23 protein-coding genes are annotated in these 24,879 nt (G+C 60.7%); 14 read left to right on the forward strand and 9 right to left on the reverse strand.

Annotated features, from left to right (window positions below):
* The first annotated feature begins 1 nt into the window (after position 1).
* The gene (locus tag KW840_RS21285; protein ID WP_218497614.1) at positions 2 to 901 is read left to right on the forward strand and encodes a bestrophin family protein; all 900 of its coding nucleotides are present in this window, start codon (positions 2 to 4) and stop codon (positions 899 to 901) included.
* Between the two features lie 263 nt (positions 902 to 1,164).
* On the opposite strand, the gene glp is transcribed toward KW840_RS21285, so the two are convergent.
* Positions 1,165 to 2,370, reverse strand: a complete 1,206-nt coding sequence (glp, locus tag KW840_RS21290; protein WP_218497624.1) for a gephyrin-like molybdotransferase Glp — start codon at positions 2,368 to 2,370, stop codon at positions 1,165 to 1,167.
* Positions 2,367 to 2,906, reverse strand: coding sequence for a molybdenum cofactor biosynthesis protein B (gene moaB, locus KW840_RS21295; RefSeq protein WP_150814417.1), 540 nt, complete (start codon positions 2,904 to 2,906; stop codon positions 2,367 to 2,369). Before moaB ends, glp begins: the two co-directional genes overlap by 4 nt.
* Before the next feature lie 285 nt (positions 2,907 to 3,191).
* Between moaB and KW840_RS21300 the strand changes: the two genes are divergently transcribed.
* The 7 genes from KW840_RS21300 (at position 3,192) to KW840_RS21330 (ending at position 9,515) form a co-directional block, all read left to right on the forward strand.
* Complete coding sequence (locus tag KW840_RS21300; protein ID WP_090456130.1) at positions 3,192 to 4,082, forward strand: LysR family transcriptional regulator; 891 nt, start codon at positions 3,192 to 3,194, stop codon at positions 4,080 to 4,082.
* A 146-nt stretch (positions 4,083 to 4,228) separates the two neighbouring features.
* The gene (fdhD, locus tag KW840_RS21305) at positions 4,229 to 5,056 is read left to right on the forward strand and encodes a formate dehydrogenase accessory sulfurtransferase FdhD (RefSeq protein WP_218497634.1); all 828 of its coding nucleotides are present in this window, start codon (positions 4,229 to 4,231) and stop codon (positions 5,054 to 5,056) included.
* Between the two features lie 43 nt (positions 5,057 to 5,099).
* A complete protein-coding gene (gene moaC / locus KW840_RS21310) occupies positions 5,100 to 5,606 on the forward strand; it encodes a cyclic pyranopterin monophosphate synthase MoaC (protein WP_218497636.1) in 507 nt (168 codons plus the stop codon).
* Entirely contained in the window at positions 5,603 to 5,854 is a 252-nt protein-coding gene (moaD, locus tag KW840_RS21315) for a molybdopterin converting factor subunit 1 (RefSeq protein ID WP_090456136.1), read from the forward strand. Before moaC ends, moaD begins: the two co-directional genes overlap by 4 nt.
* Positions 5,855 to 5,857: 3 nt before the next feature.
* On the forward strand, positions 5,858 to 6,346 hold the full coding sequence (gene moaE, locus KW840_RS21320; protein ID WP_218497645.1) for a molybdopterin synthase catalytic subunit MoaE: 489 nt from the start codon (positions 5,858 to 5,860) through the stop codon (positions 6,344 to 6,346).
* 44 nt (positions 6,347 to 6,390) lie between these two features.
* Complete coding sequence (gene chrA / locus KW840_RS21325) at positions 6,391 to 7,749, forward strand: chromate efflux transporter (protein WP_090456140.1); 1,359 nt, start codon at positions 6,391 to 6,393, stop codon at positions 7,747 to 7,749.
* A gap of 482 nt (positions 7,750 to 8,231) precedes the next feature.
* Positions 8,232 to 9,515 carry an FAD-binding oxidoreductase gene (locus KW840_RS21330; protein ID WP_218497647.1) on the forward strand — a complete coding sequence of 428 codons (1,284 nt, stop codon included), beginning with the start codon at positions 8,232 to 8,234 and terminating at the stop codon, positions 9,513 to 9,515.
* A gap of 171 nt (positions 9,516 to 9,686) precedes the next feature.
* Here the strand turns inward: KW840_RS21330 and KW840_RS21335 are convergent, their stop codons facing one another.
* Positions 9,687 to 10,469, reverse strand: a complete 783-nt coding sequence (locus KW840_RS21335; protein WP_090456143.1) for a DeoR/GlpR family DNA-binding transcription regulator — start codon at positions 10,467 to 10,469, stop codon at positions 9,687 to 9,689.
* Positions 10,470 to 10,911: 442 nt separating this feature from the next.
* On the opposite strand from KW840_RS21335, the gene speF reads away from it, so the two are divergent.
* Positions 10,912 to 13,095 carry an ornithine decarboxylase SpeF gene (gene speF / locus KW840_RS21340; protein WP_090456145.1) on the forward strand — a complete coding sequence of 728 codons (2,184 nt, stop codon included), beginning with the start codon at positions 10,912 to 10,914 and terminating at the stop codon, positions 13,093 to 13,095.
* A gap of 49 nt (positions 13,096 to 13,144) precedes the next feature.
* On the opposite strand, the gene ppk2 is transcribed toward speF, so the two are convergent.
* Both ppk2 and KW840_RS21350 read right to left on the reverse strand, forming a co-directional pair.
* Positions 13,145 to 13,963: a polyphosphate kinase 2 gene (ppk2, locus tag KW840_RS21345; protein WP_090456147.1), complete on the reverse strand. Its 819-nt coding sequence runs from the start codon at positions 13,961 to 13,963 to the stop codon at positions 13,145 to 13,147.
* 22 nt (positions 13,964 to 13,985) lie between these two features.
* The gene (locus KW840_RS21350) at positions 13,986 to 15,743 is read right to left on the reverse strand and encodes a SulP family inorganic anion transporter (RefSeq protein ID WP_218497649.1); all 1,758 of its coding nucleotides are present in this window, start codon (positions 15,741 to 15,743) and stop codon (positions 13,986 to 13,988) included.
* 382 nt (positions 15,744 to 16,125) lie between these two features.
* On the opposite strand from KW840_RS21350, the gene KW840_RS21355 reads away from it, so the two are divergent.
* Positions 16,126 to 16,578 carry a hypothetical protein gene (locus KW840_RS21355; RefSeq protein WP_090456151.1) on the forward strand — a complete coding sequence of 151 codons (453 nt, stop codon included), beginning with the start codon at positions 16,126 to 16,128 and terminating at the stop codon, positions 16,576 to 16,578.
* A gap of 280 nt (positions 16,579 to 16,858) precedes the next feature.
* Entirely contained in the window at positions 16,859 to 17,806 is a 948-nt protein-coding gene (locus tag KW840_RS21360; RefSeq protein ID WP_256353532.1) for an AraC family transcriptional regulator, read from the forward strand.
* A 519-nt stretch (positions 17,807 to 18,325) separates the two neighbouring features.
* Here the strand turns inward: KW840_RS21360 and KW840_RS21365 are convergent.
* The 3 genes from KW840_RS21365 to KW840_RS21375 all read right to left on the reverse strand — a co-directional run bounded on the left by KW840_RS21365 (position 18,326) and on the right by KW840_RS21375 (position 21,584).
* Positions 18,326 to 20,245 (reverse strand): tyrosine-protein phosphatase, encoded by a 1,920-nt coding sequence (locus tag KW840_RS21365; RefSeq protein ID WP_218497654.1) that lies wholly within the window; start codon positions 20,243 to 20,245, stop codon positions 18,326 to 18,328.
* A gap of 271 nt (positions 20,246 to 20,516) precedes the next feature.
* Positions 20,517 to 21,020, reverse strand: coding sequence for a hypothetical protein (locus KW840_RS21370; RefSeq protein WP_191622236.1), 504 nt, complete (start codon positions 21,018 to 21,020; stop codon positions 20,517 to 20,519).
* A 117-nt stretch (positions 21,021 to 21,137) separates the two neighbouring features.
* On the reverse strand, positions 21,138 to 21,584 hold the full coding sequence (locus KW840_RS21375; RefSeq protein ID WP_218497656.1) for an anti-virulence regulator CigR family protein: 447 nt from the start codon (positions 21,582 to 21,584) through the stop codon (positions 21,138 to 21,140).
* A gap of 341 nt (positions 21,585 to 21,925) precedes the next feature.
* Here KW840_RS21375 and KW840_RS21380 point away from each other — a divergent pair, with 341 nt between their 5' ends.
* On the forward strand, positions 21,926 to 22,162 hold the full coding sequence (locus tag KW840_RS21380; protein WP_090456158.1) for a hypothetical protein: 237 nt from the start codon (positions 21,926 to 21,928) through the stop codon (positions 22,160 to 22,162).
* Between the two features lie 190 nt (positions 22,163 to 22,352).
* Complete coding sequence (locus KW840_RS21385; protein ID WP_218497658.1) at positions 22,353 to 23,090, forward strand: hypothetical protein; 738 nt, start codon at positions 22,353 to 22,355, stop codon at positions 23,088 to 23,090.
* A gap of 33 nt (positions 23,091 to 23,123) precedes the next feature.
* On the opposite strand, the gene KW840_RS21390 is transcribed toward KW840_RS21385, so the two are convergent.
* Positions 23,124 to 23,927 carry a hypothetical protein gene (locus KW840_RS21390; protein ID WP_218497660.1) on the reverse strand — a complete coding sequence of 268 codons (804 nt, stop codon included), beginning with the start codon at positions 23,925 to 23,927 and terminating at the stop codon, positions 23,124 to 23,126.
* A gap of 648 nt (positions 23,928 to 24,575) precedes the next feature.
* Between KW840_RS21390 and KW840_RS21400 the strand changes: the two genes are divergently transcribed.
* A complete protein-coding gene (locus tag KW840_RS21400) occupies positions 24,576 to 24,869 on the forward strand; it encodes a fructose-bisphosphate aldolase (RefSeq protein WP_150814401.1) in 294 nt (97 codons plus the stop codon).
* Positions 24,870 to 24,879: the final 10 nt, after the last annotated feature.

Below are 24,879 nucleotides of genomic sequence, written 5' to 3' on the forward strand. Positions count from 1 at the left end.
CATGATCGTGAGACCCAAACCCAACCTGATCGGCGTGCTGACGTCCCTCAAGGGTTCGATTGCCAAACGCATCGCCTGGCGCAGCCTGATGGTGACACTGCTCGCCTCGGCCATCGTGCTCATCGAAACCTTGCATCCCAGCTACTTTTCCAAGGTCAGCGCCACGCCCTTCACGCTGCTGGGTTTGTCGCTGTCGATCTTCATGAGCTTTCGCAACAACGCCTGCTACGACCGCTGGTATGAAGCGCGCAAGGCCTGGGGCGATGTGATCGTGGAGATCCGCTCGATGATTCGTGAAACCCTGGCGATCAAGGACACCGCTGAGCGCCACACGATCCTCAGCAACCTCTGCGGCTTCGCCCATGCCCTCAACGCGCGCCTGCGCCAGGAAAACGAAATGGCCGCCAGTGGCGACTGGCTGCACCCGATGCCCAAGGGCAACACCACGGACATCAGCGGGCAGATACTGATGCAGGTCGGTCAACAGTGCTCGTCACTCAACGAGTCCGGGGCGATCAACGACTGGCGCTACACGCTCATGGCCAACCATTTGACCAGCCTGACCCATGCCCAGGCCGTCTGTGAACGGATCAAGAACACCCCGCTACCCTTTCCCTACACCCTGCTGCTGCACCGCACCATCTACCTGTTCTGCATCCTCTTGCCGTTTGCCATGGCCGAACCCCTGGGCTGGCTGACACCGATTTTCACCGCGATTGTCAGCTACACCTTTTTCGGCCTGGATGCGATTGCCGATGAACTGGAAGACCCCTTCGGCCGCGACGAAAACGACCTGCCCACCGATGCCATCGTGCGCAATATCGAGCGCGATGTACTGGCGGCCCTGGGTGTGACGGAACTGCCACCGCAACTGGAGCCGGTGGATTTTGTGTTGAACTGAGACTCAGGAAACACACAAATTCTGTGGGAGCGAGCTTGTTCGCGATAGCGGTCTGCCTGCCAACATCTCTGTTGGATTTGCCGGCCTCATCGCAAGCAAGCTCGCTCCCACAGGGATTGTGGCCGGCCGCAAGGTTGACATTCACTGAAGATCAAAACTGTGGGAGCGAGCTTGCTCGCGATAGCGGTCTGCCTGCCAACATCTCTGTTGGATTTGCCAGCCTCATCGCGAGCAAGCTCGCTCCCACAGTTTGTTTGCGGAATTCAGAACAGCTCGCTGAAGGGAATAAACCGCGCCGTGTCGCCCGCTTCCAGTGTGCAGCCTTCCGGCACTTCCACCAGCCCATCGGCCCAGGATGCGCCCAGCAATACGCCGGAACTCTGGTTCGGATAGAGCACCGCGCGACCGGCTTCGAGTTTCGCTCGCAGGTACTCGCGGCGGCTTCCGGGTTTGGGCCAGGCAAAGCCGACACTCACCGGAAAGCTCAAAGGCTCGACGTCTTCGACACCCTGAATCCGCAACAGATAAACCCGGGCCAACAGACCGAAAGTGACCAACGCCGAGGTCGGATTGCCCGGCAGGCCAATCACCGGCACGCGGCCGAAGTGGCCCACGGTCAATGGCTTGCCGGGTTTGATCGAGAGCTTCCACAGCAACGGCTTGCCGCACTCGCGCAGTACCTGGCCGAGGCAGTCGGCGTCACCGGTGGACACGCCGCCCGTGCTGAGCATCAGGTCCGCCGTGTGTTGCAGTTGTTCGAGTTTGAGTCGCGTCTGGCGTGGCTCGTCGGGGAGAATGCCGGCCTCGATGACCTCGCAACCCAACGCATTCAACCAATGGCTCAACAATGTGCGGTTGCTGTTGTAGATGCTGCCGGGCTTGAGCGGTGTGCCCGGATCGACCAGTTCATCGCCGGTGGACAGCAACGCCACCCGTGGTCGCCGCACGACCTGCACATGGGTGCAGCCCTGCGCTGCCGCGACCGCCAGTTCGAACGGACCGAGGCGCTTGCCGGCGCGCAGCAGCACATCGCCGACGCGGTTCTCCTGACCTTGCGGGCGGATGTTGCTGCCGGCGCTCAATGGCTGCTTGAAGCGGATACGTCCGTCATCCAGTACTTGCGTGTTCTCCTGCATCTCCACGCCGTTGGCACCCGGCGGAACCGGGGCGCCGGTGAAGATGCGCGCGCAGGTTCCCGGTGCCAGTGCTTGGGGGGCGTGACCGGCAAATACCTGTTGCGACACGGTCAGCGGTGCCCCGTCCCAACCGTCGACATTCAGGGCATAGCCGTCAATGGCGCTGTTCGGCCACGGCGGCAGGTCGAGGGTCGCCACCAGGTCATTGGCCAACACCCGTTGCCGTGCGGCACTGAGCGGCACCGCTTCACTGTCTTCAATCCACTGTGCCTCGGCCATTGTCAGCAACCTTTCGATGGCATCCTCCACCGGCATCAAGGGTGAATAGCTCATCCGCGCGTCCCGCAAGCCTGCATAGGCTTGAGGTGCGGTACGAAATTGCACGGCCGGTGGCGCGCGTCGAGTTGCTCGGCGAGGATGCCTTCCCACGCGGTGCGGCAGGCACCCGTGGAACCCGGCAGGCAGCAGACCAGCGTGCCATTGGCCAGCCCGGCCAATGCCCGGCTCTGCACCGTCGAGGTGCCGATGTCGAGGATCGAAATCGCCCGGAACAGCTCACCGAAGCCTTCGATCTGTTTATCCAGCAAACAGGCCACTGCCTCAGGTGTGCTGTCGCGGCCGGTAAACCCGGTGCCGCCCGTGATCAGCACCACCTGGATACCGTCGTCGGCAATCCAGTTCGCCACCTGCGCGCGGATCTTGTACAGGTCGTCCTTGAGCAGGTTGCGCTCGCTGAGGGTGTGGCCGGCTTCCAGCAAACGACTGACGAGTAATTGGCCGGAAGTGTCATTGGCATATTCGCGGGTATCGCTAACAGTCAACACGGCAATATTCAGGGGTATAAACAATGCATCCGGTTTGACGCTCATGGGGTTCTCCGGCAGATATTGATTAAATGACTTCCGGAGACTAATTCGATAATTCAAGCCGTGTCTAATCACTCTAACCAACCAGACTATCGAGCCAATCTATCAATATAAAAAGACCAGAAACAACAGCAATGATAGAGCCCGTCGATAACACCTTAGATAACAGTGATTGGACGCACACCGAAGACAATGAGATCGTCTCGGCTCACGATTTCTGCCTCGCCTTGTGTCTTGCGCACCTGAGTCAATACTTAACCCTTCACTCCCCCGCCAGCAGGTGCCGTCATGGACATCAAACAACTCAAGTTCCTGATCGCCCTGGAGCAGACCCGCCACTTCGGCCAGGCGGCCGCACGCTGCCACATCACCCAGCCCACGCTGTCGATGCGCCTGCGCAACCTGGAGGATGAACTGGACCTGGTGCTGGTCACCCGAGGCCAGCGCTTCGAGGGTTTTACCGAGGCCGGCGAACGGGTGCTGGCGTGGGCCAGGACCCTGCTGGCCGCCCACGACGGGCTCTTCGCCGAGGCCGCCGCGTGCCGGGGCCAGCTCGTGGGCAACCTGCGCCTGGGGCTGGTCCCCCTCAGCAGCTTCAACCCGGTCACCTACATCCAGGGCCTGTCCCGCAGCTTTCCCGAGCTCAAGTACAGCCTGTCGTCCTTGAGTTCCGACCAGATCATCGAGGGCCTTGGCAACAATCAGCTGGACCTGGGCGTGTGCTACCTCGATCACGTCAACCCGAGCTATTTCGAGTTTTTCGAGATCGGCGAAACCCGCGTCGGCCTGCTGTACGACAATCGCCACTTCCATTTCGACGGCACGCAAATGAGCTGGGAGGACGCCGCCGAGCTGCCGCTGGGGATGCTCAGCAACGGCATGCACTACCGCAAATCCATCGACCTGAGCTTTCGCAGCCGCGGACTGGACCCGCAGCCGATCCTGGAAAGCGATTCGACTTACCAGTTGCTGCAGGCGATTCACGAGGGTTTCTGCTGCGCGATCATGCCGCTGGACAGTGGCCTGGAAGAGCCCATCGAACACCTGGCGTTCATCGAATTGCCGGATGCCAGCGTACTCGCGCCCCTGGGCCTGGTGATGCGCAAGACCGAACCGCGTTCGGCGATTGCCGAAAAGTGTTTCGCCGAAGCACGAACGTTATTCAGCCGGACTGACTGATCAAGTTTCGGCTTTATATAAAACCGAACCGGACATGTTTGCCCAGTTTGATAGACATCACCAATCGGCACATCGGAACAAGCGATTGGACGCTGTTTAAAGTTACCCGTAGCCTGAACTTAATTCAGCGCTTCGAGGTTCTTTTCATGTTGTGCCAAGTTGAACAAGCCGATGTTCGAAGCGACACCAATGCCCCCGCGCCCCAACCGTTGAGTGTGAACTTTCGCGAGTACGACAACGCCGCGTCAGTCTGTCAGGCGGCGCTGGCATCAGAGATTGCCCTGGCAATCACGTACAACGGTCTGAGTCAGGCGGTGATGATGGTGTCGCCGGGCAACCTCGAAGATTTCATCCGTGGCTTCAGCGTCAGCAACGACATCGTTGAGGACCAGAGTGAAATCTACGACTTGCGCCTCACCCGATTCGACCAGGCCGTTCAAGCCGACGTGCAGATCTCCAGCCGCGCATTCTGGGCGCTGAAGAACCATCGTCGGCAAATGGCCGGCACCAGTGGCTGCGGGCTGTGCGGTGTGGAAGCGCTGGAGCAGGCCCTGCCGAAACTGCAGATTCTCGAGTCGGTTGCCCTGCCGCCCGCCGAGCATTTCATCGACATCCGCAACCGCATCGAACAGGCCCAACAAATGGCCCGCAGCAGCGGTGCGCTGCACGCGGCGCTGTACTTCGACCCCCAAGGCAACGCGCTGATCTGCCGCGAAGACATTGGCCGCCACAACGCGCTGGACAAGTTGATCGGTGCCCTGCAACACGCCGGCATCGACAGCCGTTGCGGCTTCACCGTGGTCACCAGCCGTTGCAGCCTCGAACTGATCCACAAGGCCGTCAGGGCCAGGCTCGGCACGCTGGTCAGTCTGTCGGCACCCACCGCCCTGACCGTGCAATGGGCAATCAAACATCGCCTCAACCTGATTCACATCCCCCACCGCAACGCACCACGCATTTACAGTCCGGCATGATGCCTTCACCTGATCACCGCGCTGGCAAGCGCAGGAACCTCCCATGACAGACATTTCAGATGCATCGCACGATGGCCTGACCCACCTCGACAGCCAGGGTCGCGCCAACATGGTCGATGTCAGCGAAAAAACCTCGACGCTGCGTGAAGCCCAGGCCCAGGCCTGGGTGCGGATGCGCCCGGAAACCCTGAAGCTGATTCAAAGCGACGGCCACCCCAAGGGCGACGTATTTGCCGTGGCGCGGATCGCCGGAATCATGGCGGCAAAGAAAACCCATGAGCTGATCCCGCTGTGCCACACCCTTCTGCTCAGTTCGATCCACGTCGAACTCAAGGCCTGCACTCCGGACAGCGTGAAAATCCTCAGTACGTGCCGCGTCGAGGGCCAGACCGGGGTCGAACTCGAAGCCCTGACCGCCGTCAGCGTGGCGGCGCTGACCCTCTATGACATGTGCAAGGCGGTAGACCGGGGCATGGTCATCGATGACATCCGCCTGCTGAGTAAACAAGGTGGCCGCTCCGGTCACTTCAAGTTCGAGGACGCGCAATGATCCTGATCAATTACTTCGCCCGTTACCGCGAGCAGCTCAACCTGGGCGGTGAAAAACTGCCCCTGACCGACAGCCTCAAGACCATCGAGGACGTGCGCCGACTGCTGATGGCTCGCGGTGAGGTGTGGAGCCATGTGCTGGGTGAAAGCAACCTGATGTGTGCGCTGAACCAGGAGCTGTGCCATCCAGACCGGGTGATCGAGGACTATGACGAGATCGCCTTTTTTCCACCGGTCACCGGGGGTTGAGACATGTCGGTTCGGGTCCAGCGTGAAATGTTCGACGTCGGCCGGCTGATCGACAGCCTGCAGGCAAACGATCCGGGGGTGGGTGCCGTGGTCAACTTCGTCGGCTATGTGCGCGACATCAGTCAGGGTGAGGCGGTCAGCGGGTTGTTTCTGGAGCACTACCCGGGCATGACCGAACGTTCGCTGCAAAAAATCGTCGACAATGCCAGGGCCCGATGGCCATTGAACGCCGTGCAGATCGTGCATCGGATCGGCCCGTTGTCGATCAGCGAGCCGATCGTGTTTGTCGGCGTCAGCAGCCCCCATCGTCAAGCCGCTTTCGAAGCCTGTGCATTCATCATGGACTACCTGAAAACCGACGCGCCGTTCTGGAAACGCGAAGACGTGGCGTCCGGCGCACGCTGGGTCGATGCCCGTGACAGCGACCGGTCAGCCGTCGAGCGCTGGGCAGATAGGCCACATGAGGCGGCTATGCAACGCGCTCCGGCCTAGCTACAGTCATCGGCTCAAAGCTTTTCTGCACAAGGAGTTTCCGCTTGAGCCCCACGCCCTCCCCGATCACGCAACAGGATGTACTGCAACCCCGGTCCATCAGCCTGCGCGAGGCCTTCCTGTTCTGGCTCAAGCTTGGTTTCATCAGTTTCGGCGGGCCGGCGGGGCAGATTTCGATCATGCATCAGGAGCTGGTCGAACGCCGGCGCTGGATCTCCGAGCGGCGCTTTCTGCATGCCCTCAACTACTGCATGTTGCTGCCCGGGCCAGAGGCTCAGCAGTTGGCGACCTACATCGGCTGGCTGATGCACCGGACCTGGGGCGGTGTGATCGCTGGCGTGCTGTTTGTATTGCCGTCGCTGTTCATCCTGATTGCGCTGTCCTGGGTATACATCGCCTTTGGTGACGTGCCCGTGGTCGCCGGACTGTTCTACGGGATCAAGCCTGCGGTCACGGCAATCGTGGTGCAGGCGGCTCACCGGATCGGCTCGCGGGCGCTGAAGAACGGCTGGTTATGGGGCATCGCCGCCGCGTCCTTCGTGGCCATCTTCGTGCTCAATGTGCCGTTTCCGTTGATCGTGCTCGGTGCGGCGGTCATCGGTTATTTCGGCGGGCGACTGGCACCGGAAAAATTCAGGACCGGTGGCCACAGCGCTGCGAAACGCTCCTACGGCCCGGCAGTGATCGACGACGACACCCCAACCCCCGGACACGCCCGCTTCAGTGGCTGGAAACTGGCGCGTCTGGCCGTGATCGGTGCGATCTTGTGGACACTGCCCATGGCCATGCTCACCGCGTTGTTCGGCTGGGAAGGCACGCTGACCCAGATGGCCTGGTTCTTCACCAAGGCCGCGCTGCTGACCTTTGGCGGCGCCTACGCGGTGTTGCCGTACGTCTACCAGGGCGCGGTCGGCCACTACGGATGGCTGACGCCGACGCAGATGATCGACGGCCTGGCGCTCGGTGAAACCACGCCGGGTCCGTTGATCATGGTTGTCGCCTTCGTCGGTTTTATCGGCGCCTACGTGCATCAGGTCTTCGGCCCGGATCAGGCCTTCGTTGCCGGCGCCATCGCCGCGACGCTGGTGACCTGGTTCACCTTCCTGCCCTCGTTCCTGTTCATCCTCGCGGGCGGGCCGTTGGTGGAATCGACGCACAACGAACTCAAGTTCACCGCGCCACTGACGGCCATTACGGCCGCCGTGGTGGGCGTGATTCTCAACCTGGCCTGTTTTTTTGCCTACCACGTGCTGTGGCCCAAAGGCTTCGAAGGAGCACTGGACTGGCCTTCGCTGCTGATCGCGATAGTCGCGGGCGTTGCATTGCTTGGATTCAAGCGCGGGGTGATCGAGGTGTTGATCGGCTGCGGGTTGATCGGCCTGGGTGTGCACCTGATGTTCTGAATCAAACATTTACACGCGCCGCAATCCTCCCTAGTATCCAGCCATCCCCCGGATGGCTTGTGCTACTGGCCACCGACGATTTCCGCCGCCGGAAACCTGCGCCATGCGTACTTTGCCGTCAGAACAGCACCTGCTGAACCTCTCGATCCAGGCCACCTCGCTGCTGGCCGTGGACGGCATTGCATGAAGCGCATCGTCAACCTGCCCATGGCCCTGCGCCGCTCCAAACTGCGTCACTCCGCACGTCCGCCGGATAGCGCCCTGCTCGCCTGATCGGCGAGCCCCCTCCTTCGCTATCCCGGTACGCGTGAACCCTGCTCAGCCATACACAGAACCTGTGGGAGCGGGCTTGCTCGCGAAAGCGGTGTGTCAGTCACCTCAAGTGCTGGATGTGCGGGCCTCTTCGCGAGCAAGCCCGCTCCCACAATGACTGTGCTCACCTGACCGGCATTGGTTTCTCCCAATTCTGCCTGGACACCGACATGACTCAACGTTGCAATTCCTACTACACCGCCACCCTCAACCAGGACACCGATTACCCGACGCTGCAAGGCCGGCACCGGGTTGACGTAGTGATCATCGGCGGCGGATTCACCGGTGTGGCCACCGCCGTCGAGCTGGCGGAAAAAGGCCTGAAGGTCGCCATCGTCGAAAGCCACAAGATCGGCTGGGGCGCCACCGGGCGCAATGGCGGCCAGGTCACCGGCAGCCTGTCGGGCGATGAAGCCATGCGCAAACAGATGCGCCGCACCATTGGTGATGAAGTCGATGATTTCATCTGGAACCTGCGCTGGCGCGGGCACCAGATCATCCGGCAGCGCGTGGAAAAATACGGCATCGCCTGCGACCTCAAGCACGGCCACCTGCACGCCGCATACAAACCCGCGCACATGGCCGGCTTGCGCAAGGATTACGAAGAGGCGGTGCACCGTGGCATGGGCGACGAGGTCAGCCTGCTCGACCGCAACCAGGTGCGCGATCTGCTGCAAAGCGACCTCTACCACGGCGCGATCAAGAACACCCGCAACATGCACCTGCACCCGCTCAACCTGTGCATCGGCGAGGCCCGCGCAGCCGAAAGCCTCGATGCGTTGATCTTCGAGAACAGCGAAGTGCTGGAGATCATCCACGGGGACACGCCTGGAGTGCGCACCGCCCACGGACACATCGACGCCAACCAGGTGCTGCTGGCCGGCGACGTCTACCACAAGCTGGAACCGGGCAAGCTCAAGGGCAAGATTTTCCCGGCCATGGGCGGCATCGTCACCACTGCGCCGCTGGGCGATCTGGCCAGGCAGATCAACCCCGAAGACCTGGCGGTCTATGACTGCCGCTTCGTGCTCGATTACTACCGCCTCACCGCTGACGGTCGCCTGTTGTTCGGGGGCGGCGCCAACTACAGCGGCAAGGATTCGCGGAACATCGCCGCCGAGCTGCGTCCGTGCATCGAGCAGACCTTCCCGGCGCTCAAAGGCGTGGCCATCGATTACCAGTGGAGCTGCGCGATGGGCATCGTGATCAACCGCATCCCACAACTGGGCAAGCTGTCGGACAACGTCTGGTATTGCCAGGGCTACTCCGGCCACGGCATCGCCACCACCCACATCATGGGCGAAATCATGGGCCGTGCGATCACAGGAAAACTGGAACAGTTCGACACCTTCGCCGCCTGCCAGCATATCCGCGTGCCCATGGGCGACCTGCTCGGCAACCCGATGCTCGCCGCCGGCATGTGGTACTACCAGATGCTTGAGCGACTGCGCTGAGGTTACTGGCCAATACATTCAACATGGATGTTGTTTGTGCTGGCCTGGAGATTTGTGGTCGACATCGATTCCTGTAGGAGCGAGCCTGCTCGCGATGGCGGTGTCTCATTCAGCAGTGATGTCGGCTGAAAGTACGCCATCGCGAGCAAGCTCGCTCCCACAAAGACCCACTCAAGCCTGCACCACCTCGATCCCCAGCGCCCGGTAATCTTCAACATTGCCAGACGCCACATGCCGTTCGGTAATCAGCGTGTGCACGCGGTTGCAAGGCGCGACGACAAAGGGTTCCACCGCCCCGAGTTTGTCCGCCGTGGTGACGGCAATCACGTGAGAGGCACAGTCGAGCATCGCCTGTTTCACCGGCACCTCATCAAAATGCAGTGAGCTCAAGCCCACCTGCGGGTGAATCGCGCAAACCCCGGTAAACAGCAGATCGGCCTTGATGCCCGCCAGCAGCCGCAGGGTTTCGTGGCCGCTGGCCGACATCGTCGCCGGGTTGAGCTGGCCGCCCGCCAGAATCACCTTGATGCCTTTGTATTCGGACAAGGTGATGGCGGTCATCGGCGACGCGGTGATCGCGGTAATGGCGATGTCCGCCGGCAGCGAACGCGCGATCTGCAAGGTGGTAGTGCCGGAATCGAACACTACGATCTGACCGTCTTGCACCCGTCGCGCAGCCAGTTGCGCCAGATGGGTTTTCACCTCATCGGTTTCACTGATCCGGGTGAAATAGTCCTTGCCCGTGTCCTTGGGACGCGGCAACGCCCCGCCGTGTACCCGCTGCACCAGGCCGACACTGGCCAGTTCCGCCAGATCCCGGCGGATGGTGTCTTCGGACACCGCGAAATGCTGGCTCAACTCCGAGGCCATGACCTTGCCGTCTCGTTCGAGGATCAACAGGATTTTTTGCCGGCGTACGGATGGAAGTTCGGCAGCGGAATGGTTGTCGTGCATGTTTTTGCCCGTTTATGCGTGAAATTGCGCTCTTCGGCGAGATTAGCCAAAGCACGGGACAAACACAAACGGGCGGCCGGGCAAACACCTCCAAGTATCATTTTTTTCGATCTTTCAAATCATTACGCCGAATTTTTTATTTTGCTGTGACCTGTTCAAGATGGCGCCGTCACTCATGTTTCGGATGGAAACCTCATGAATATCAATTTTGCTTTTGCGTGCATGATCGTGGTCTCGTTCACGATTGCGCTGGTTCACGCCTGACCGACAGGTCGTGAGACGTCAAGTTGTGCAAGGTCGCGGTAAAACGCCTGACAGATCAGAAATATGCTCTATAACCAGTGGTGACACGATTTCCGATCAGGGGAACTGGAAGACTCCTCCGGAAGTTGATCTCTAAAAAAGCTGCGGACAATTGAGTGCCCGCCAGGAGACACCACCCATGAAAGCTCTGAAAATCGCCGCCAGTGATGGCGCCTCCGAATGTTTCCTGAACGCCCGGGAGGTAGTCCCGCTCAGTCAAACCGACTTCACCGACGTCGCCGTGGCCGTGGTGTCGGTCAATGATGTGTTGGCTGGAGCGTTGGACGTCATTCAGCGCACCGGTTTTGATGTGCCGATTTTCCTGGTGCCGTCCCCCGGCACCAGCACCCGCCCCCGGGAGGTCTACAAACACCTCAATGACGTGCTGCTGCAGGTGAACGGCATCTTCGACCTGTCCCCCAGTAACGTCGAATACCATGGCAACCAACTGGAGACAGCGGCCAAAGCCTATGAAGAAAGCCTGCTGCCGCCCTTCTTCGATTCGCTCAAACGGTACACCGAGGCGGCCAACGCAACCTTTGCCTGCCCCGGTCACCAGGGCGGCCAGTTCTTTCGCAAGCATCCGGCGGGGCGACAGTTTTTCGATTTCTTCGGCGAGACGCTGTTTCGCGCCGACATGTGCAACGCCGACGTCAAGCTCGGCGACCTGCTGATCCACGAAGGCCCGGCGCTGCTGGCGCAGAAACACGCCGCGCAGGTGTTCAACGCCGACAAGACCTACTTCGTGCTCAACGGCACCTCGGCGTCGAACAAGGTGGTGACCAACGCCCTGTTGACCCCCGGCGATCTGGTGCTGTTCGACCGCAACAACCACAAATCCAACCACCAGGGCGCGCTGTTGCAGGCCGGCGCCACGCCGGTGTATCTGGAAACCGCGCGCAACCCCTACGGCTTCATCGGCGGCATCGACGCCCACTGTTTCGACGAAGACTATCTGCGCGAACTGATCGCCGAAGTCGCCCCGGACAAGGCGCAACTGCCACGGCCGTTCCGCCTGGCGATCATTCAACTGGGCACCTATGACGGCACCGTCTACAACGCCCGGCAAGTCGTCGACCGCATCGGCAAGCTGTGTGACTACATCCTGTTCGACTCGGCGTGGGTCGGCTACGAGCAGTTCATCCCGATGATGAAGGACTGCTCGCCGCTGCTGCTCGACCTCAACGAGAACGACCCGGGCATCTTCGTCACCCAGTCGGTGCACAAACAGCAGGCCGGTTTTTCCCAGGCCTCCCAGGTGCACAAGAAGGACCGCCACATCAAAGGCCAGGCGCGCTATTGCAACCATCACCGGCTCAACAACGCGTTCATGGCCCAGGCGTCCACCAGCCCCTTCTACCCGCTGTTCGCTTCGCTGGATGTGAATGCGCGCATTCACTCGGGCCGCAGCGGCCTACGCCTGTGGGAAGACTGCGTGAAGTTCGGCATCGAGGCGCGCAAGTTGATCCTCGAAGCCTGCACCATGGTCCGACCGTTCGTGCCGGATACCATTGAAGGGCGCGCCTGGGAAGACTATCCAACCGAAGACATTGCCAATGACATCCGCTTCTTCGAGTTCCACCCCAAGGACCGCTGGCACGCCTTTGCCGGCTACGCCGAGAAGCAGTACTTCATCGACCCGTGCAAGTTGCTGTTCACCACGCCGGGCATCGACCCGGTGGATGGCAGCTACACCGACTTCGGCATTCACGCCGGTATCCTGGCCAACTTCCTGCGCGAGAACGGCATCGTTCCGGAAAAATGCGACCTCAACTCCATCCTGTTCCTGCTCACCCCGGCCGAAGACTGGGCGAAGATGACCCACCTGGCCGCGCAGATCGCCCGTTTCGAACGCTTCATCAGCGATGACGCGCCGATGAGCCGGGTGTTGCCGGCCATCTACGCGCAGCATCAGGAACGTTATCGCAACTACACCATTCGCCAGCTCTGCCAGGAAATGCACGACCTGTACCGCCACCACAATGTGCAGCAGTTGCAGAAGGACATGTTCCGCAAGGAACACTTCCCGAAAAAGGCCATGAACCCGCAGCAAGCGCAAATCGAGTACATCCGCGGCAACGTCGAACTGGTGGCGCTGGCGGATGCCGACGGGCGCATTGCGGCCGAGGGTGCGTTGCCTTATCCGCCGGGGGTGCTGTGCGTGGTGCCGGGTGAAATCTGGGGCGGCGCGGTGCTCAAGTACTTCCTGGCCCTGGAAGAAGGCATCAACCGCTTGCCCGGCTTCACGCCGGAGCTGCAGGGTGTGTACCTGAAGCAGGAAGGCGGGCGTACCCGGGCGTATGGGTACGTGATCAAGGCCTGATGGCATGCAGCAGGAGCTGGCGTGGGCCGGCTCCTGCCCAATGCATCGATCAGAATTTTTCCGGGATGTACTTGAACGGATAGTTCGGATCCCGATAGTTTCCGGGACTTTGGCGTTTGGGCAGTTTCACTTTTGCCCGCGGTATTTCTTCATAAGGAATACTGTTCAGCACATCACTGATGATGTTCAGTCGCGCCCGTCGCTTGTCATTCGAGTTGGCGACCCGCCACGGGGCGAATTCGGTGTCGGTGAATTTGAACATGTCGTCCCGGGCACGGGAGTAGTCGTACCAGCGGTTATAGGACTTGAGGTCCATGGGTGACAGCTTCCAGATCTTGCGCCCGTCGGTGATACGCGACTTGAGGCGTCGGGTCTGCTCCTCCTGACTCACTTCAAGCCAGTATTTGATCAGGATGATTCCCGATTCGACCAGTGCCTGCTCGACGCGCGGCACCCCGGTGAGAAAGGTGTGCACCTGCTCGTCGCTGCAGAACCCCATGACCCGCTCGACACCGGCGCGGTTGTACCAGCTGCGATCGAAGATCACCACTTCACCGGCCGCCGGCAGGTGCGGCAGATAACGTTGTACATACATCTGGCTTTTTTCCCGCTCGGTCGGTGCCGGCAGCGCCATCACCCGGAACACCCGCGGACTGACCCGTTCGGTCAACGCCTTGATTGTCCCGCCCTTGCCGGCGCCATCACGGCCCTCAAAGACAATGCAGACCTTGGCGCCCGAGTGCTGCACCCACTCCTGCAGCTTGACCATCTCGACATGCAGCCGCGCCAGTTCCTCGAGATAATCCTTGTTCTTGAGCTTGCCGCTTTCGACCGGTTTGCTTTTGGTTGCCGCCTTCTTCTTTGCCATGCCCGTTACCTCCTTCAATGCGTCACATAGCGTCCGGAGTGCCCCCGGCCGCGTTCATTGCGCGTCGACTGCGCTGATAATGTTCAACCGCCTGTTCCAGGTTCAGGAACATGCGCGCCTCGCCCAGCACATGGCCCAGGGGTGCCTTGATGACCATGTCCCATACGCCCGGACTCATGCCCACCAGCCACAGTGAAATGCCTTTCTCACTCATGCGCTGCTCCGCGCCGGTGAGCATTTTCAGCGCGGTGTATTCCAGGTCGAACACACTGCGCAGGTCCAGGACCACGACCTTGGGATTCGCCACGTCAATCAGCGGCCGGATCTTGTCGGCGATGCGCTCGGCATTGGCGAAGAACACCCGTCCTTCGGGCCTGAGCAACAGCAATCCGTCAAAGTGTTCGTCGTCTTCGTTGTCGGTGGCCTGCGGACGATAGACGTTGGTACCGGGCTTGCGTCCAAGTACGTGCACGGGCGGGTCGGAGACCTGGTAGGCCAGGGCCAGCAACGAGACGATAATCGCCACGACGATTCCTTGCAGCGTGCCCAGCAGCATCACGCCGATCATGGCCACCACGGCCCAGGCAAATTCGGTACGGCGAACCGACAGGATTTCGCGAAATTGCGCCGGTTCGATCAGGCCCACCGAATACACGATCACTACGGCGGCGAGCGTGGCGTTGGGCATCAGGCCAATGAGCGGTGCCAGCAGCAGGCAAGTGCCCAGCGCCAGTGCGGCGGTGACCAGTGCGGCCAGTTGCGAACGGGCGCCGGCCAGGCGGTTCACTGCCGTCTGGGTGGTCCCGCCACCGGCGACCATGGCCCCGAGAAACGCGCCACCGATGTTGGCAACGCCTGTGGCCAGCAGTTCCCGATTCGGTTGTGGCGCGGGCTCGTCACTGCGGGCGAAAGCGCGCCCCGCCGCGATGGTTTCGGTGAAACTCATCAGCGCGATACCCATCGCCGAGGACCACAGGGTTTCGGCCATCGACCAAACCGGCAGGGTCGGTGCGGGCAATCCGATCGGCACCACGCCCACGGCGGACACACCAAAGCGCTCCAGGCCAAACAGGCTCATGCCGATGATGCCAAGCGCCACCGCAATCAAAGGTGCGGGCAGCCGGGGCGTAAAACGCTTCATGCCCACCAGCAGCAGGACCATGAACACACCGACCGCCACGGTCGGCAGCGAGGCATGGCCGACGCTCTGGACCGTGGCCACCAGATTATGCAGGAAGCCGCCTTTGTCGATGTGCGTGCCCAACAGCTTGGGCAATTGGTCGAGCACGATGACCACGCCGATGCCGGCCTTGAAACCCACCAGTACCGGCTCGGAAATGAAATTGGCGACGAAACCCAGGCGCAGCAACCCCGCGACAATCAGGATCGCACCCACCATCAGGGCCAGCGTGGCGGAACCGGCGAGCAAGGTCGCCGCATCGCCTTCGGGGCTGATCTGGCCCAACGCGGAGCCGGCAAGAATGGCCAGGGTGGTCGTGGTGCTGACGCTAAGCGGGCGCGACGTGCCGAGCACGGCATAGATCACCATCGGTACCAGCGCCGTGTACAGCCCGACCTGCACCGGCAGGCCGGCAATGGTGGCGTACGCCAGCGCCTTGGGAATGACCACGGCCGCTGCCGTCAGCCCGGCGACCACATCGCTGCGCAGCCAGTCTGGCCGGTAGCTGCCGAGCCACTCCGGGATCAACAGGCTGCGCAAGGTTCTCCGCTGTGGAGTGCCTGGAATCCGCTCTTGCGGATGGCTGCCTTGTTGATTCATCGGTCACTCCAGTGGCAAATCTTCCATGCGGATGATGAGTGGGCTCGACTGACCGCACAATCCTTTAACTGCACGCGCAACCATTGCAAACCCTCAAAGGCATCGAAGCGCGTGTGCCGGCGGGTAATCAGCTCAGGTTGAGGAAATTCCAAGGGTGGGGCATGGGTTGAATACACCGGCAAACGTCCGGGCAATCGGGCTCGGTAGATTACAAATGTAGCCGGTTTGCGCGGCGATGAAGGGATTCGTTGATCGAGCCCGAACACCTCCAACACGTCCTTCCTGAAAGGGGAAGCCTCGTATGGACGACGTCATGAAAGCGATAAATGAGCTATACCCGCTAATTCTCCCCATTGCAGTTCTTCAACTCAGGAGTTTGGCAATGAAGCTCAAAACCTCACTGGCAGCACTCGTGGTTGCGGCAAGCCTTTTCGGCTGCACCACTTCTTCGACCCACGGCGTGAACGTTAACCTGGTCGCCACCCGGCAAAACGCCGGTCAGATCGGCACCGTCACCTTGACCGACTGGGACAAGAAAACGGGGCTCAGTTTCTTCATCAGCGGTGCTCCAATGGGGGTTACGCTGCCCCTGCGTCTTTACTCTTTCATCAATAACGGCACCTGCCAGCAACCCGGGTCAGTCGCCTACGCGATGAACGACACCGTCAACACCGAACGCCAACCCGTACGCGGCTGGTCTTTTACCAGAACCGCGCCTGTGCCGTTGCAAACCCTGCTTGACGGCAAGTATTCGGTGGTCGTGCGAACGGCTTCGACCGATGGCAACGTCGATATTTTTTGCGGGGATATCAAGGCAACAGAACCGGTGAAATAGCCGCGGCCATTGCAGGCCGCCCACGCCCCGGTACCGCTCGTGCCACCCGTTGTCCGGTGCGAGCGGTGGCGTCGGGTGAACGGAGCCGGCGACGACGGTGGCAACAACCGGTAACAAACCTGTCATTAGTCACTGATAACGTCCTAGCGCTTTCCCGAACCGCATCCGTTCGAACTCCGATCGGCAGTTCCCCGTACCGGGCTTTGCCCAACCGCTCAAGGTGACACTACAGGTGTACTCAAGCACGACGCGCAAGCAAATCATCATCAGGTCCAACGACATGAGCTGTGACGACTTTGGCGCGTTGTTCTTGAACCTGTTCGGCAACCTTTACTCCGACTCTGCGCCGCCGCCAAAAAGCATCAGCATCGGCGGGGTCTACGGCAGACACGAAGGTGTCAGCTTTCGTCGCATGCACTTTCACGGTGACTTCACGGTGGCATTTCCCGCCCCCCTTGATGAAATCACGTTCGTCATTCCCACCGCCGGCAAGATCATCTTCAACCACGTCACCGAGTCGGTTGGCTTCGCCCAGATCGGCCTGGCCATCGACAAGGCCGAGGTCCGCTCGGCGCGCTTTGTCGACAATCATGCGCAGCACGGGATTTCGATCAGTCGGGCGCTGATCACCGAACGACTGTCGATGTTGCTCGGCAAGCCGATCCTGCAAAAAATCTGTTTTGAGCCCGTGGTGGATCTGAGCGTCACCGCCTTGCAGGGCATCAAGGCGCTGGTGGACCTGGCCACCGGAACCGAGTTCGACCTGCTGATCAATACGGGCTCGCTGATGCCCTCACGCCTTCGCGAAATGCTGGTCGACGCGGTGCTCGAAACCTGGCCGCACAACTTCACCGAGGCCCTTCAGCGCCCCTCCCCACTGATAGCGCCGCGACATGTGAAGCTGGCCGTCGAGTACATTCAGGCGCATCCCGACCGACTGGCCAGCGGTACCGAACTGGCGCAATTGACCAACGTCAGCCTGCGCGCATTGCAGGAGGGTTTTCAGCGTTTCATGGGCACTTCAATCGTTGCCTATCAGCGCCAGGTACGCCTGGAGCGCGCCTTTGCCGCGCTGTCCCAGGGTGTATCGCCTTCGGTCACGGACGTGGCCTTGCAACACGGCTTCAGCAATGTCGGCCGGTTTTGCCAGTATTTCCAGAGTGCCTACGGCATCAGTCCCGCAGACGTGAGAAAAGGCCGGCGAACGCGACCCATGGCGACCAATTGAGGATGTGTGGGAGCGAGCCTGCTCGCGATGGCGGAGTGACATTCAACATCCATGTCGACTGACACGGCCTCTTCGCGAGCAAGCTCGCTCCCACCATTGATCGGTGTCGAACACAAATCCCGCGTACGACAAAAAACCACTGTGGGAGCGAGCCTGCTCGCGATGGCGTAGTGACATTCAACATCCATGTCGACTGACACGGCCTCTTCGCGAGCAAGCTCGCTCCCACCATTGATCGGTGTCGAACACAAATCCCGCGTACCACAAAAAACCACTGTGGGAGCGAGCTTGCTCGCGAAGGCGGAGTGACATTCAACATCCATGTCGACTGACACGGCCTCTTCGCGAGCAAGCTCGCTCCCACACTTTGATCGGTGTCGAACACAAATCCCGCGTACGACAAAAAACCACTGTGGGAGCGAGCTTGCTCGCGAAGGCGGAGTGACATTCAACATCGATGTCGACTGACACGGCCTCTTCGCGAGCAAGCTCGCTCCCACAGATTGTTTGATCTGATCGTCAGAACAGATAACTGGCCTTCAGGCCGCCATTGAAGCCGTGGCTGTCGCCGCCACCACTGGCGCCGACTTGCGCCCCTACGCTCCACGGACCAAGGTTGGCCATGACGTTGACGCCACCGGTGAACTGGTCACGGTTGTCGAAGGCGGCTTGCTGTTCGATGTCCAGGCCTAGCAGTTGCCCTTCGCTGTCGACTTCATGGTCGCCCAACACATGCTCGTAGCCCACTTGCACACCCGGCACCACTTGCCAGGCACCGAGGCTGACAGGTGCAAAGGATGCGTTGAGGTTGGCCACCGCGCTCCTGCGGGTCTCGTGGATGCCGTCGACGTCCAGGGCCAGTTCGCTGCCCTTTTCCTGGAAGCCCGACAGGTTGACGTGGCTGACCCGCACGCCGAGGCTCGGTTCGAGGGTCACGCCGTTGACCGGCACACGGTAACCGAGCGCCAGGGTCGCGCCGGTGAGGTTGCCATGGCTGTCGCCCCTGGCCGTGCCCAGACCGCCGCCGAGTTCTCGCTTGCTCTCGTAATCGAGATAGCCCGCGCTGGCATTGGCATCCACAAACAGGCCACGTTCCAGACCGTTCGGTGCAAAGCGTGCGCCGACACTGAAGAAGGTCAGGTCGGTATCGGCCTCGCCACCTGCACCGCCGACATTGCCGCTGCTGTAGCCGAAGCCGGCATGGGCGCTGAGCTGTTCGGAAAAGCGCTGGGTCAGGCCAATCATCATGCCCTGGCTATGCTCGTTGCTGCTGGAGGCCTGGGACGAACCATCCGTGCCCAGGTACCCCGCCAGGGCGGTGCTCCACAGGCGATATTGCCCGGCCTTGAGGTCGATGCCGCTGGTGAACGGCGCGGCGGCCTGTTCGATCATCGCGCCCTGACGCAGCAGGTAGCTCGCGGCATCGGCGTGCACCTGACCGCCGACGGTGGACTCCACGCCCCCGAGGCTGCGGGCATCGATGGCCGACTGCAGGTAGTAGTTGTAGGCGCTGTAGGTGCCCGACAGATTGCTGTTCTGCAGTTGCTGCAACATCTGCGCGCCGGCCGCGGCGTTGCCGGCCAGGTCCGCTGCGCCAGGCAGGCTGTTGTAGAACACCATCTTGCCGCGCAGCACGTAGATGGTTTCCTGGGACAGGCCGAGGCCTTGCTTGAGGTAGTTATCCATCGTGCCGTACTGCGCGGTCACCTCGTCCAGGCCGGCTTGCAGATAACTGGCCTCCACACCGATCAGCGGCCCATAGATGGTCGCCAGGCTCGGAGGCAACGCCGCCAGAGTCGCCTGGATACGCGCAGCGGTGTAGTCGTTGGTCGCCAGGTAGTTGCTCATGATGGTGGCATCGTCGACCCCGGCGATGCTTTGCAGCACAGCAGCGGTCCAGCCCGTACGGTCCTTGCCGGCGGTGCAATGGAACAGCGCGGCGCCGTCGACCGTGGCCAGCTCATTGAACAGCTGGTTGAACTCGCTGCGCATCCCAGGGTTGCGGACGAAATCACGGTTGGTGTCCTGCATCATGGCGGTGGCTTCGGCGGCGCTGTGGAACGCAACGTTGGTGATGTTCGCACCCGACGTGGAGCCACCGATGATGTCGATGTTGGTGTACGTCGCACCCGTGGGCATCGTGTCGGGCGTGGCGGCGATTTCGGTTGGCGTGCGCAGGTCGTAGACCGCCTTGATGCCCATACCGTTGAGGGTTGCCAGATCCGCCGCCGACGGCGTCAGCGCGTTGGAGCGGTAAAACACCCCGCCACGCATCGTGCCGTCATTGGCCGTGGAATACGCGGTGGTGAGACCGGCGACATCGCGCATGTTATCGATGCTCTTCAGGCGAGGAGTGTTGAGGGGGACTGTCTCGGCCGCCTGGGCGGCAGCGATGGACAGGCTCAAAACAGACAGCGAACACACAAGTCGTTGGAACACAGTGCAGCCTCATTGAAATCGCGTTGGGCTGACTAATATCTACAATGAAATGGCGTTGAACATGACAAATCGCCCACGAACGCAAATCACTGCGCGATGTGTCCCCGCGGCTCGTTTTCTGTCCGTGTAATGCCCGCTGGGGGGCTGGTTGTGAGTGATGTGCCTGGCGGGGAACGAGGTGTGTGGTGGCCGGCGGTCAATTTCCAGGTATAAAAAAACCCGCCTTCCAGCGGGTTTTTTGCTTTTCAGAAACTGATCTGTCGCCGCGAACTCAATGGGTTTTTTTCGAGGTCGACTGCCCGGCTTTACTCAAGCCCTTGGTGTTGTGCTCACCCGGCGTCGAGGCCGAAATAGCCCTGGCCTTGGAGATGCCGCGAGTATCTTTGGAATGGGCGATGCCTGAGGTCGTGGTGCCATGACCGTTATCATCGTTGCGCTCACTACCGTAGTGGTTCCCGCTCAGGCCATGGTCGCGCACGGATTTGCCGGCATGGTCGCTGTTCAGCCCGTTGCCGCGGCCGTTACTGCCGGAGTGGCCTGTACCGGCGTGTCCGCCCCCCATACCGCCGCCGTGGCCTGCGCCGTTTCCGCCGCCATTACCACCGCCATTACCACCGCCATTTCCGCCACCGCCGCCACCACCGTTTCCACCGCCACCGCCATCCTTCGCGTATGCGGAACCCATGATCGACAGGCCATCAGGGAGTAACGGAGCGGCTGCAAGCATCATGGCGCATGACATTACAGCAACGAGACTCTTGTTTTTAAAAAGCATGATTGCTTCCGTAGGAGGTTGATATCGCGTGACGTATGACGCGATATCCCTGGAACAGTTCAAGTGCCACGACAGACGGCTGGAGCACCTTCAGTCAACGGGAAGACCTTCCACACGTTAATCAAACGCACCGTCGAGAATTTCATAGACAAGCCCGGTGGCCAGCGCAACCAGGATCAGGTCCGTACCGACTTGCTGCCATTCGTAGCCATCGTAGTGGGGCAGCCTGCCGACCAGCCGGCCATCCAGTTTTTTGGCGATGCCGGGTGGAAGCGGCTTGCCACGGGCAAGGTTCTTTTGAATGCCCGGTGGCAAATCAGGCCCGGGGCTCCAGTAGCCCGTGTTCACGCCAATGATCTGGAGCACGCTGCTGCGGTTGATGCTCGGGCCATTGCTCCAGTCCCCGCCGCCGGAATTCTTGTTCTTGTTGCCATGACTGCCCTGGTTGCCATGGTTGGCCTTCCCGTTACCCTGGCCGTTACCGGGATCAGCCAGCGCCGTCGCCGAGCCGCTGATCAGGGTCAAACAGGTGATTGCTGCAATCAAAGATCGAGACCTGAACATGAGTCGCTCCTTCGTGGTGGGAAATGTTCCCTGAAATTTAGACGCTATTGACGTAGTTGGTTCCATCGAGTCACAGAGCCATGAACCGTCTGCGCTCATCCGCTCGAAACCAGGTTTCACGTCCGGGCATTCGCCGCAACCTTCTTCGATGTGAATCCACGCTTGATACGTCGCAGATACTTCAATGCGTGGCGCTGTTTCCCGATTGTTACCTCAGCGCCGCAGTTGTCACTTCTGCGCCGCCGAACTGGCCAATAGAGTATGGCCGTCGGTGTGGAACTGGGTCGTCGACTTGTCGGCCCGCGTTGGCACCGATCCCCCCATCACGGAAGAGGTGAATCATGAGTTTCGTCAAAGTGGAAAAAAACCAGAGCAGCGCCCCGTCGGATGCCGACATGAAAAAAGCCATGGTCGAGTCGGGCGGCAAGCCGGGCGAGGTCACCGGGACCAATGCCGCCCGCACCCTGACCTACACCGGCGTGGTCAATCATACGGTGTACGAGAACAAGCTGATCGAGATCGCCAAGGGCAAACGCACCAGCTGGAACTTCGTCTGGGCCGATGCCCGGGCCGCCTGAGGTCAAGGCGGGGCGGCCGATCGGCTGCCCCGCTGACCCGGCCCCTGATACACCCCCGATACCCGCTTGTAACACCAAGACACTTAGCCGCCCTGCCCCTCGCCCCTAGAGTGAAGCCGTCAATGGACTGCAGCGCCAAGCGCCAGCAGCCCATTGTTTGCCCAACACACCACCAAGGAAGAGGGAAACCATGAGCAAATCAATCGCTGTCAGCCAAAAGAGCCAGCAGCTTCACAATGATGTGCAAGAAGCCGTCAAGTCGATCATGGGTGCAACGCAACTGAAAGCGGCGGATTACGGCCGGGTACTGAGGTCGGCCCTGGCGGCTTCGCAAAAAACCGTCACCATCGAAATCGCCGCCGGCGACCTGGCGCTGCTCAAGAAGTCCGGCTACAAGCTGTGCTTTGCCAAGAAGGTGGGTGACGCCGACTACAACGTGGTCTGGCAGTCCTATGATGCTTACCTGAGCAACAACGAGTTCAGTTGGACGCCTCAATATCAGCTGTTTGCGTCCAACCTGTTCAAGGCAAATGTGCAGGTCAAAGTCTCGACCAACATCGTCAATATCGGCCTGGGGCAAACATCGACACTCGATGAGCACGGTCTGCTGAGTTCGGCGGTTACCGGGGGACCGAACATTTCCATAACCTTTGTAAATGACTACGACCCCATCCATCCGGGTATCAACCAGTTATCTACCGGCATTGATGGCAATCAGGTCAGCACCCCCATTTACGTTGCGGTGGATCAGGTGGTCACCGGTGAAACCGTACTGACGCCGGTGGAAACCATCCTCGTGTGGTTCGAACAGAACGTACAGACCAGCACCATGTTCAGTACCTCACGCTCCAAGGCGATCGAAATCGACTTGACGTTCGATAACACCGCAGGTCGCCTTTACGAAGGCGGTCAGTGGAAAACCGTGTAACCATCATGCCGGGGCAACCTTGCGGTTGCCCTTTCACTCCTCTTTGCCCGCCGTGGCGAAGTAGCCCGTCAGCGAGCGACAGATCGACTGCGCGAGGTCCTCCTGGGTGGCGATGCCATGGGGTCGATCACGATCGAACTGCGCCGACCAGCGAATCCGCCCCTGCGCCACATCCACTAGGCGCAATGACGCTCGCACCCGCGAAGGCTCGACCCGCACGCTGCCCTCCAGGCAATAGCTGTAACGCCCGCCGCGCTTGAAGTCCGGTACCGGCTCGCTGTTACGTGCCACCCGCATCAACACATGATTGGTCCCGGTCTGCGCCTGCTCGAACGACTCGAACAGTCGGCAGCTCAACTCCTCGCACAAACCCCGGGTAAAGTCATCGCCATCGCGGGTAAGGCAGGTAAACGGCTGGATCTGGACCACAGGATGGCGAGTGCCGACGCCCTTGGGCCGCAGCCGCTGGTAGGTCAAGCGATAACACCCGGGTGGAATGCTGAAGCGCACCGGGTCCTGCTGGCCGTTGCCGGCGTAATGCGCTGCGAGCTTGCGCCGCAAGCGCCCCACCTGCACTCGAACCACCGGATCGTCGCCCGTGCAATACACTGCCGGGTCACGACGAAACACCGCGATGCCGATGGCGTGTTCGGTCAGCGGCGTATTGCAAGCCTGAAGGTCGTGCTCAACCAGAAAGCGCAACAGACTGCCCATGCGCCTGGACTTGGCAAACAGCGGGCTGACCAGCAACAGCGCCAGCACCCGCTCGATTTCTTCCCGATCGAGCGGCTCGAGACTCCCCGCCGCAGTCGAATCGGCCATGCTTTTGATCACCATCGCCTGCCTCCGTGCAGGTTGCCGACAGGAATGGATGTCGCACTCCGTGATTACCCTTGCAGCGTGAGCAGGAATGGAACTCGGGCACTGCAACGACCAAGCGTAGCAGCCGTGTTGATATCGGCAGGCAATTGCGATGGTAGCAACCCGCCATCCGACGAACGTTCAATCTTGACGTCTGGAAAATTTGTAGGACTTGTCCCTTTGTGGCGAGGGAGCTCGCTCCCGCTGGGCTGCGAAGCGGCCCTGATCCTTTGCAACTCATTTCCTCAGACCCATCGCAGTGCCCGGTTTTACGGTGGCAGAACCGCCGAACGGGAGCAAGCTCCCTCGCCACAGGGGGCATTTGGCGTCCTACAGGCCGGTTGCAGTGCTGGAGATCGACACCTAATGTGCGCCCGTCGCTGACTTGAATTGGCGACAGGGTTTCGCAGCCCTGTAGATACGTGTAGTAACCTTGCAGTCCATCAAGCCGATGACGGTCGCATCTGCGCCCGCATGTCGCTTTATGGTGGCTGTGTGTGGGAGATCTTCGGGTCTGCCGGGTTCCTCGTATCCTCGGTCTGCGAACCCGCACATAGCTACCACCCCATTCGAATCGCAGCGAGCGGGAGTAGTTCTTCTTACAGATACGAGGAAGTTTTACTTATGACGACTAACAGTCCGCATCCCCGCTTCACCCCCATGAAACAAATCGCCACCAGCTACCCCGTCCTCCTCATCGACAGCGACGCCCCGCTGCGCGAGCTCCACAACTGCGCCGCCGAACGCCTGAACGCCGTCCTGCAATACCTCAACCTCATGGCCTGCACCAGCCTCCCCGACTACGCCGAAAACGACATCAACACCGTCACCAACATTTCGCGGATTCTGCTTCAGGATGTGCGGGATGTGTTTGGGGTGATCGAGCAGCGGGGGTTTGAGGGGCCGAAGAAGCAGTGACATTGTTCAA

It is taken from the genome of Pseudomonas sp. PDM30, from assembly GCF_019218985.1.
GTDB classification, from domain to species: Bacteria; Pseudomonadota; Gammaproteobacteria; order Pseudomonadales; family Pseudomonadaceae; genus Aquipseudomonas; species Aquipseudomonas jessenii.

What these genes read in the sequence shown, in the direction of transcription:
- KW840_RS21285 (WP_218497614.1), top strand. Translation starts at nt 2, where the DNA reads ATGATCGTGAGACCCAAACCCAACCTGATCGGCGTGCTGACGTCCCTC.
- glp (WP_218497624.1), bottom strand. Translation starts at nt 2,370, where the DNA reads ATGAGCTATTCACCCTTGATGCCGGTGGAGGATGCCATCGAAAGGTTG.
- moaB (WP_150814417.1), bottom strand. Translation starts at nt 2,906, where the DNA reads ATGAGCGTCAAACCGGATGCATTGTTTATACCCCTGAATATTGCCGTG.
- KW840_RS21300 (WP_090456130.1), top strand. Translation starts at nt 3,192, where the DNA reads ATGGACATCAAACAACTCAAGTTCCTGATCGCCCTGGAGCAGACCCGC.
- fdhD (WP_218497634.1), top strand. Translation starts at nt 4,229, where the DNA reads ATGTTGTGCCAAGTTGAACAAGCCGATGTTCGAAGCGACACCAATGCC.
- moaC (WP_218497636.1), top strand. Translation starts at nt 5,100, where the DNA reads ATGACAGACATTTCAGATGCATCGCACGATGGCCTGACCCACCTCGAC.
- moaD (WP_090456136.1), top strand. Translation starts at nt 5,603, where the DNA reads ATGATCCTGATCAATTACTTCGCCCGTTACCGCGAGCAGCTCAACCTG.
- moaE (WP_218497645.1), top strand. Translation starts at nt 5,858, where the DNA reads ATGTCGGTTCGGGTCCAGCGTGAAATGTTCGACGTCGGCCGGCTGATC.
- KW840_RS21330 (WP_218497647.1), top strand. Translation starts at nt 8,232, where the DNA reads ATGACTCAACGTTGCAATTCCTACTACACCGCCACCCTCAACCAGGAC.
- KW840_RS21335 (WP_090456143.1), bottom strand. Translation starts at nt 10,469, where the DNA reads ATGCACGACAACCATTCCGCTGCCGAACTTCCATCCGTACGCCGGCAA.
- speF (WP_090456145.1), top strand. Translation starts at nt 10,912, where the DNA reads ATGAAAGCTCTGAAAATCGCCGCCAGTGATGGCGCCTCCGAATGTTTC.
- ppk2 (WP_090456147.1), bottom strand. Translation starts at nt 13,963, where the DNA reads ATGGCAAAGAAGAAGGCGGCAACCAAAAGCAAACCGGTCGAAAGCGGC.
- KW840_RS21350 (WP_218497649.1), bottom strand. Translation starts at nt 15,743, where the DNA reads ATGAATCAACAAGGCAGCCATCCGCAAGAGCGGATTCCAGGCACTCCA.
- KW840_RS21355 (WP_090456151.1), top strand. Translation starts at nt 16,126, where the DNA reads ATGAAGCTCAAAACCTCACTGGCAGCACTCGTGGTTGCGGCAAGCCTT.
- KW840_RS21360 (WP_256353532.1), top strand. Translation starts at nt 16,859, where the DNA reads ATGAGCTGTGACGACTTTGGCGCGTTGTTCTTGAACCTGTTCGGCAAC.
- KW840_RS21370 (WP_191622236.1), bottom strand. Translation starts at nt 21,020, where the DNA reads ATGCTTTTTAAAAACAAGAGTCTCGTTGCTGTAATGTCATGCGCCATG.
- KW840_RS21375 (WP_218497656.1), bottom strand. Translation starts at nt 21,584, where the DNA reads ATGTTCAGGTCTCGATCTTTGATTGCAGCAATCACCTGTTTGACCCTG.
- KW840_RS21380 (WP_090456158.1), top strand. Translation starts at nt 21,926, where the DNA reads ATGAGTTTCGTCAAAGTGGAAAAAAACCAGAGCAGCGCCCCGTCGGAT.
- KW840_RS21385 (WP_218497658.1), top strand. Translation starts at nt 22,353, where the DNA reads ATGAGCAAATCAATCGCTGTCAGCCAAAAGAGCCAGCAGCTTCACAAT.
- KW840_RS21390 (WP_218497660.1), bottom strand. Translation starts at nt 23,927, where the DNA reads ATGGTGATCAAAAGCATGGCCGATTCGACTGCGGCGGGGAGTCTCGAG.
- KW840_RS21400 (WP_150814401.1), top strand. Translation starts at nt 24,576, where the DNA reads ATGACGACTAACAGTCCGCATCCCCGCTTCACCCCCATGAAACAAATC.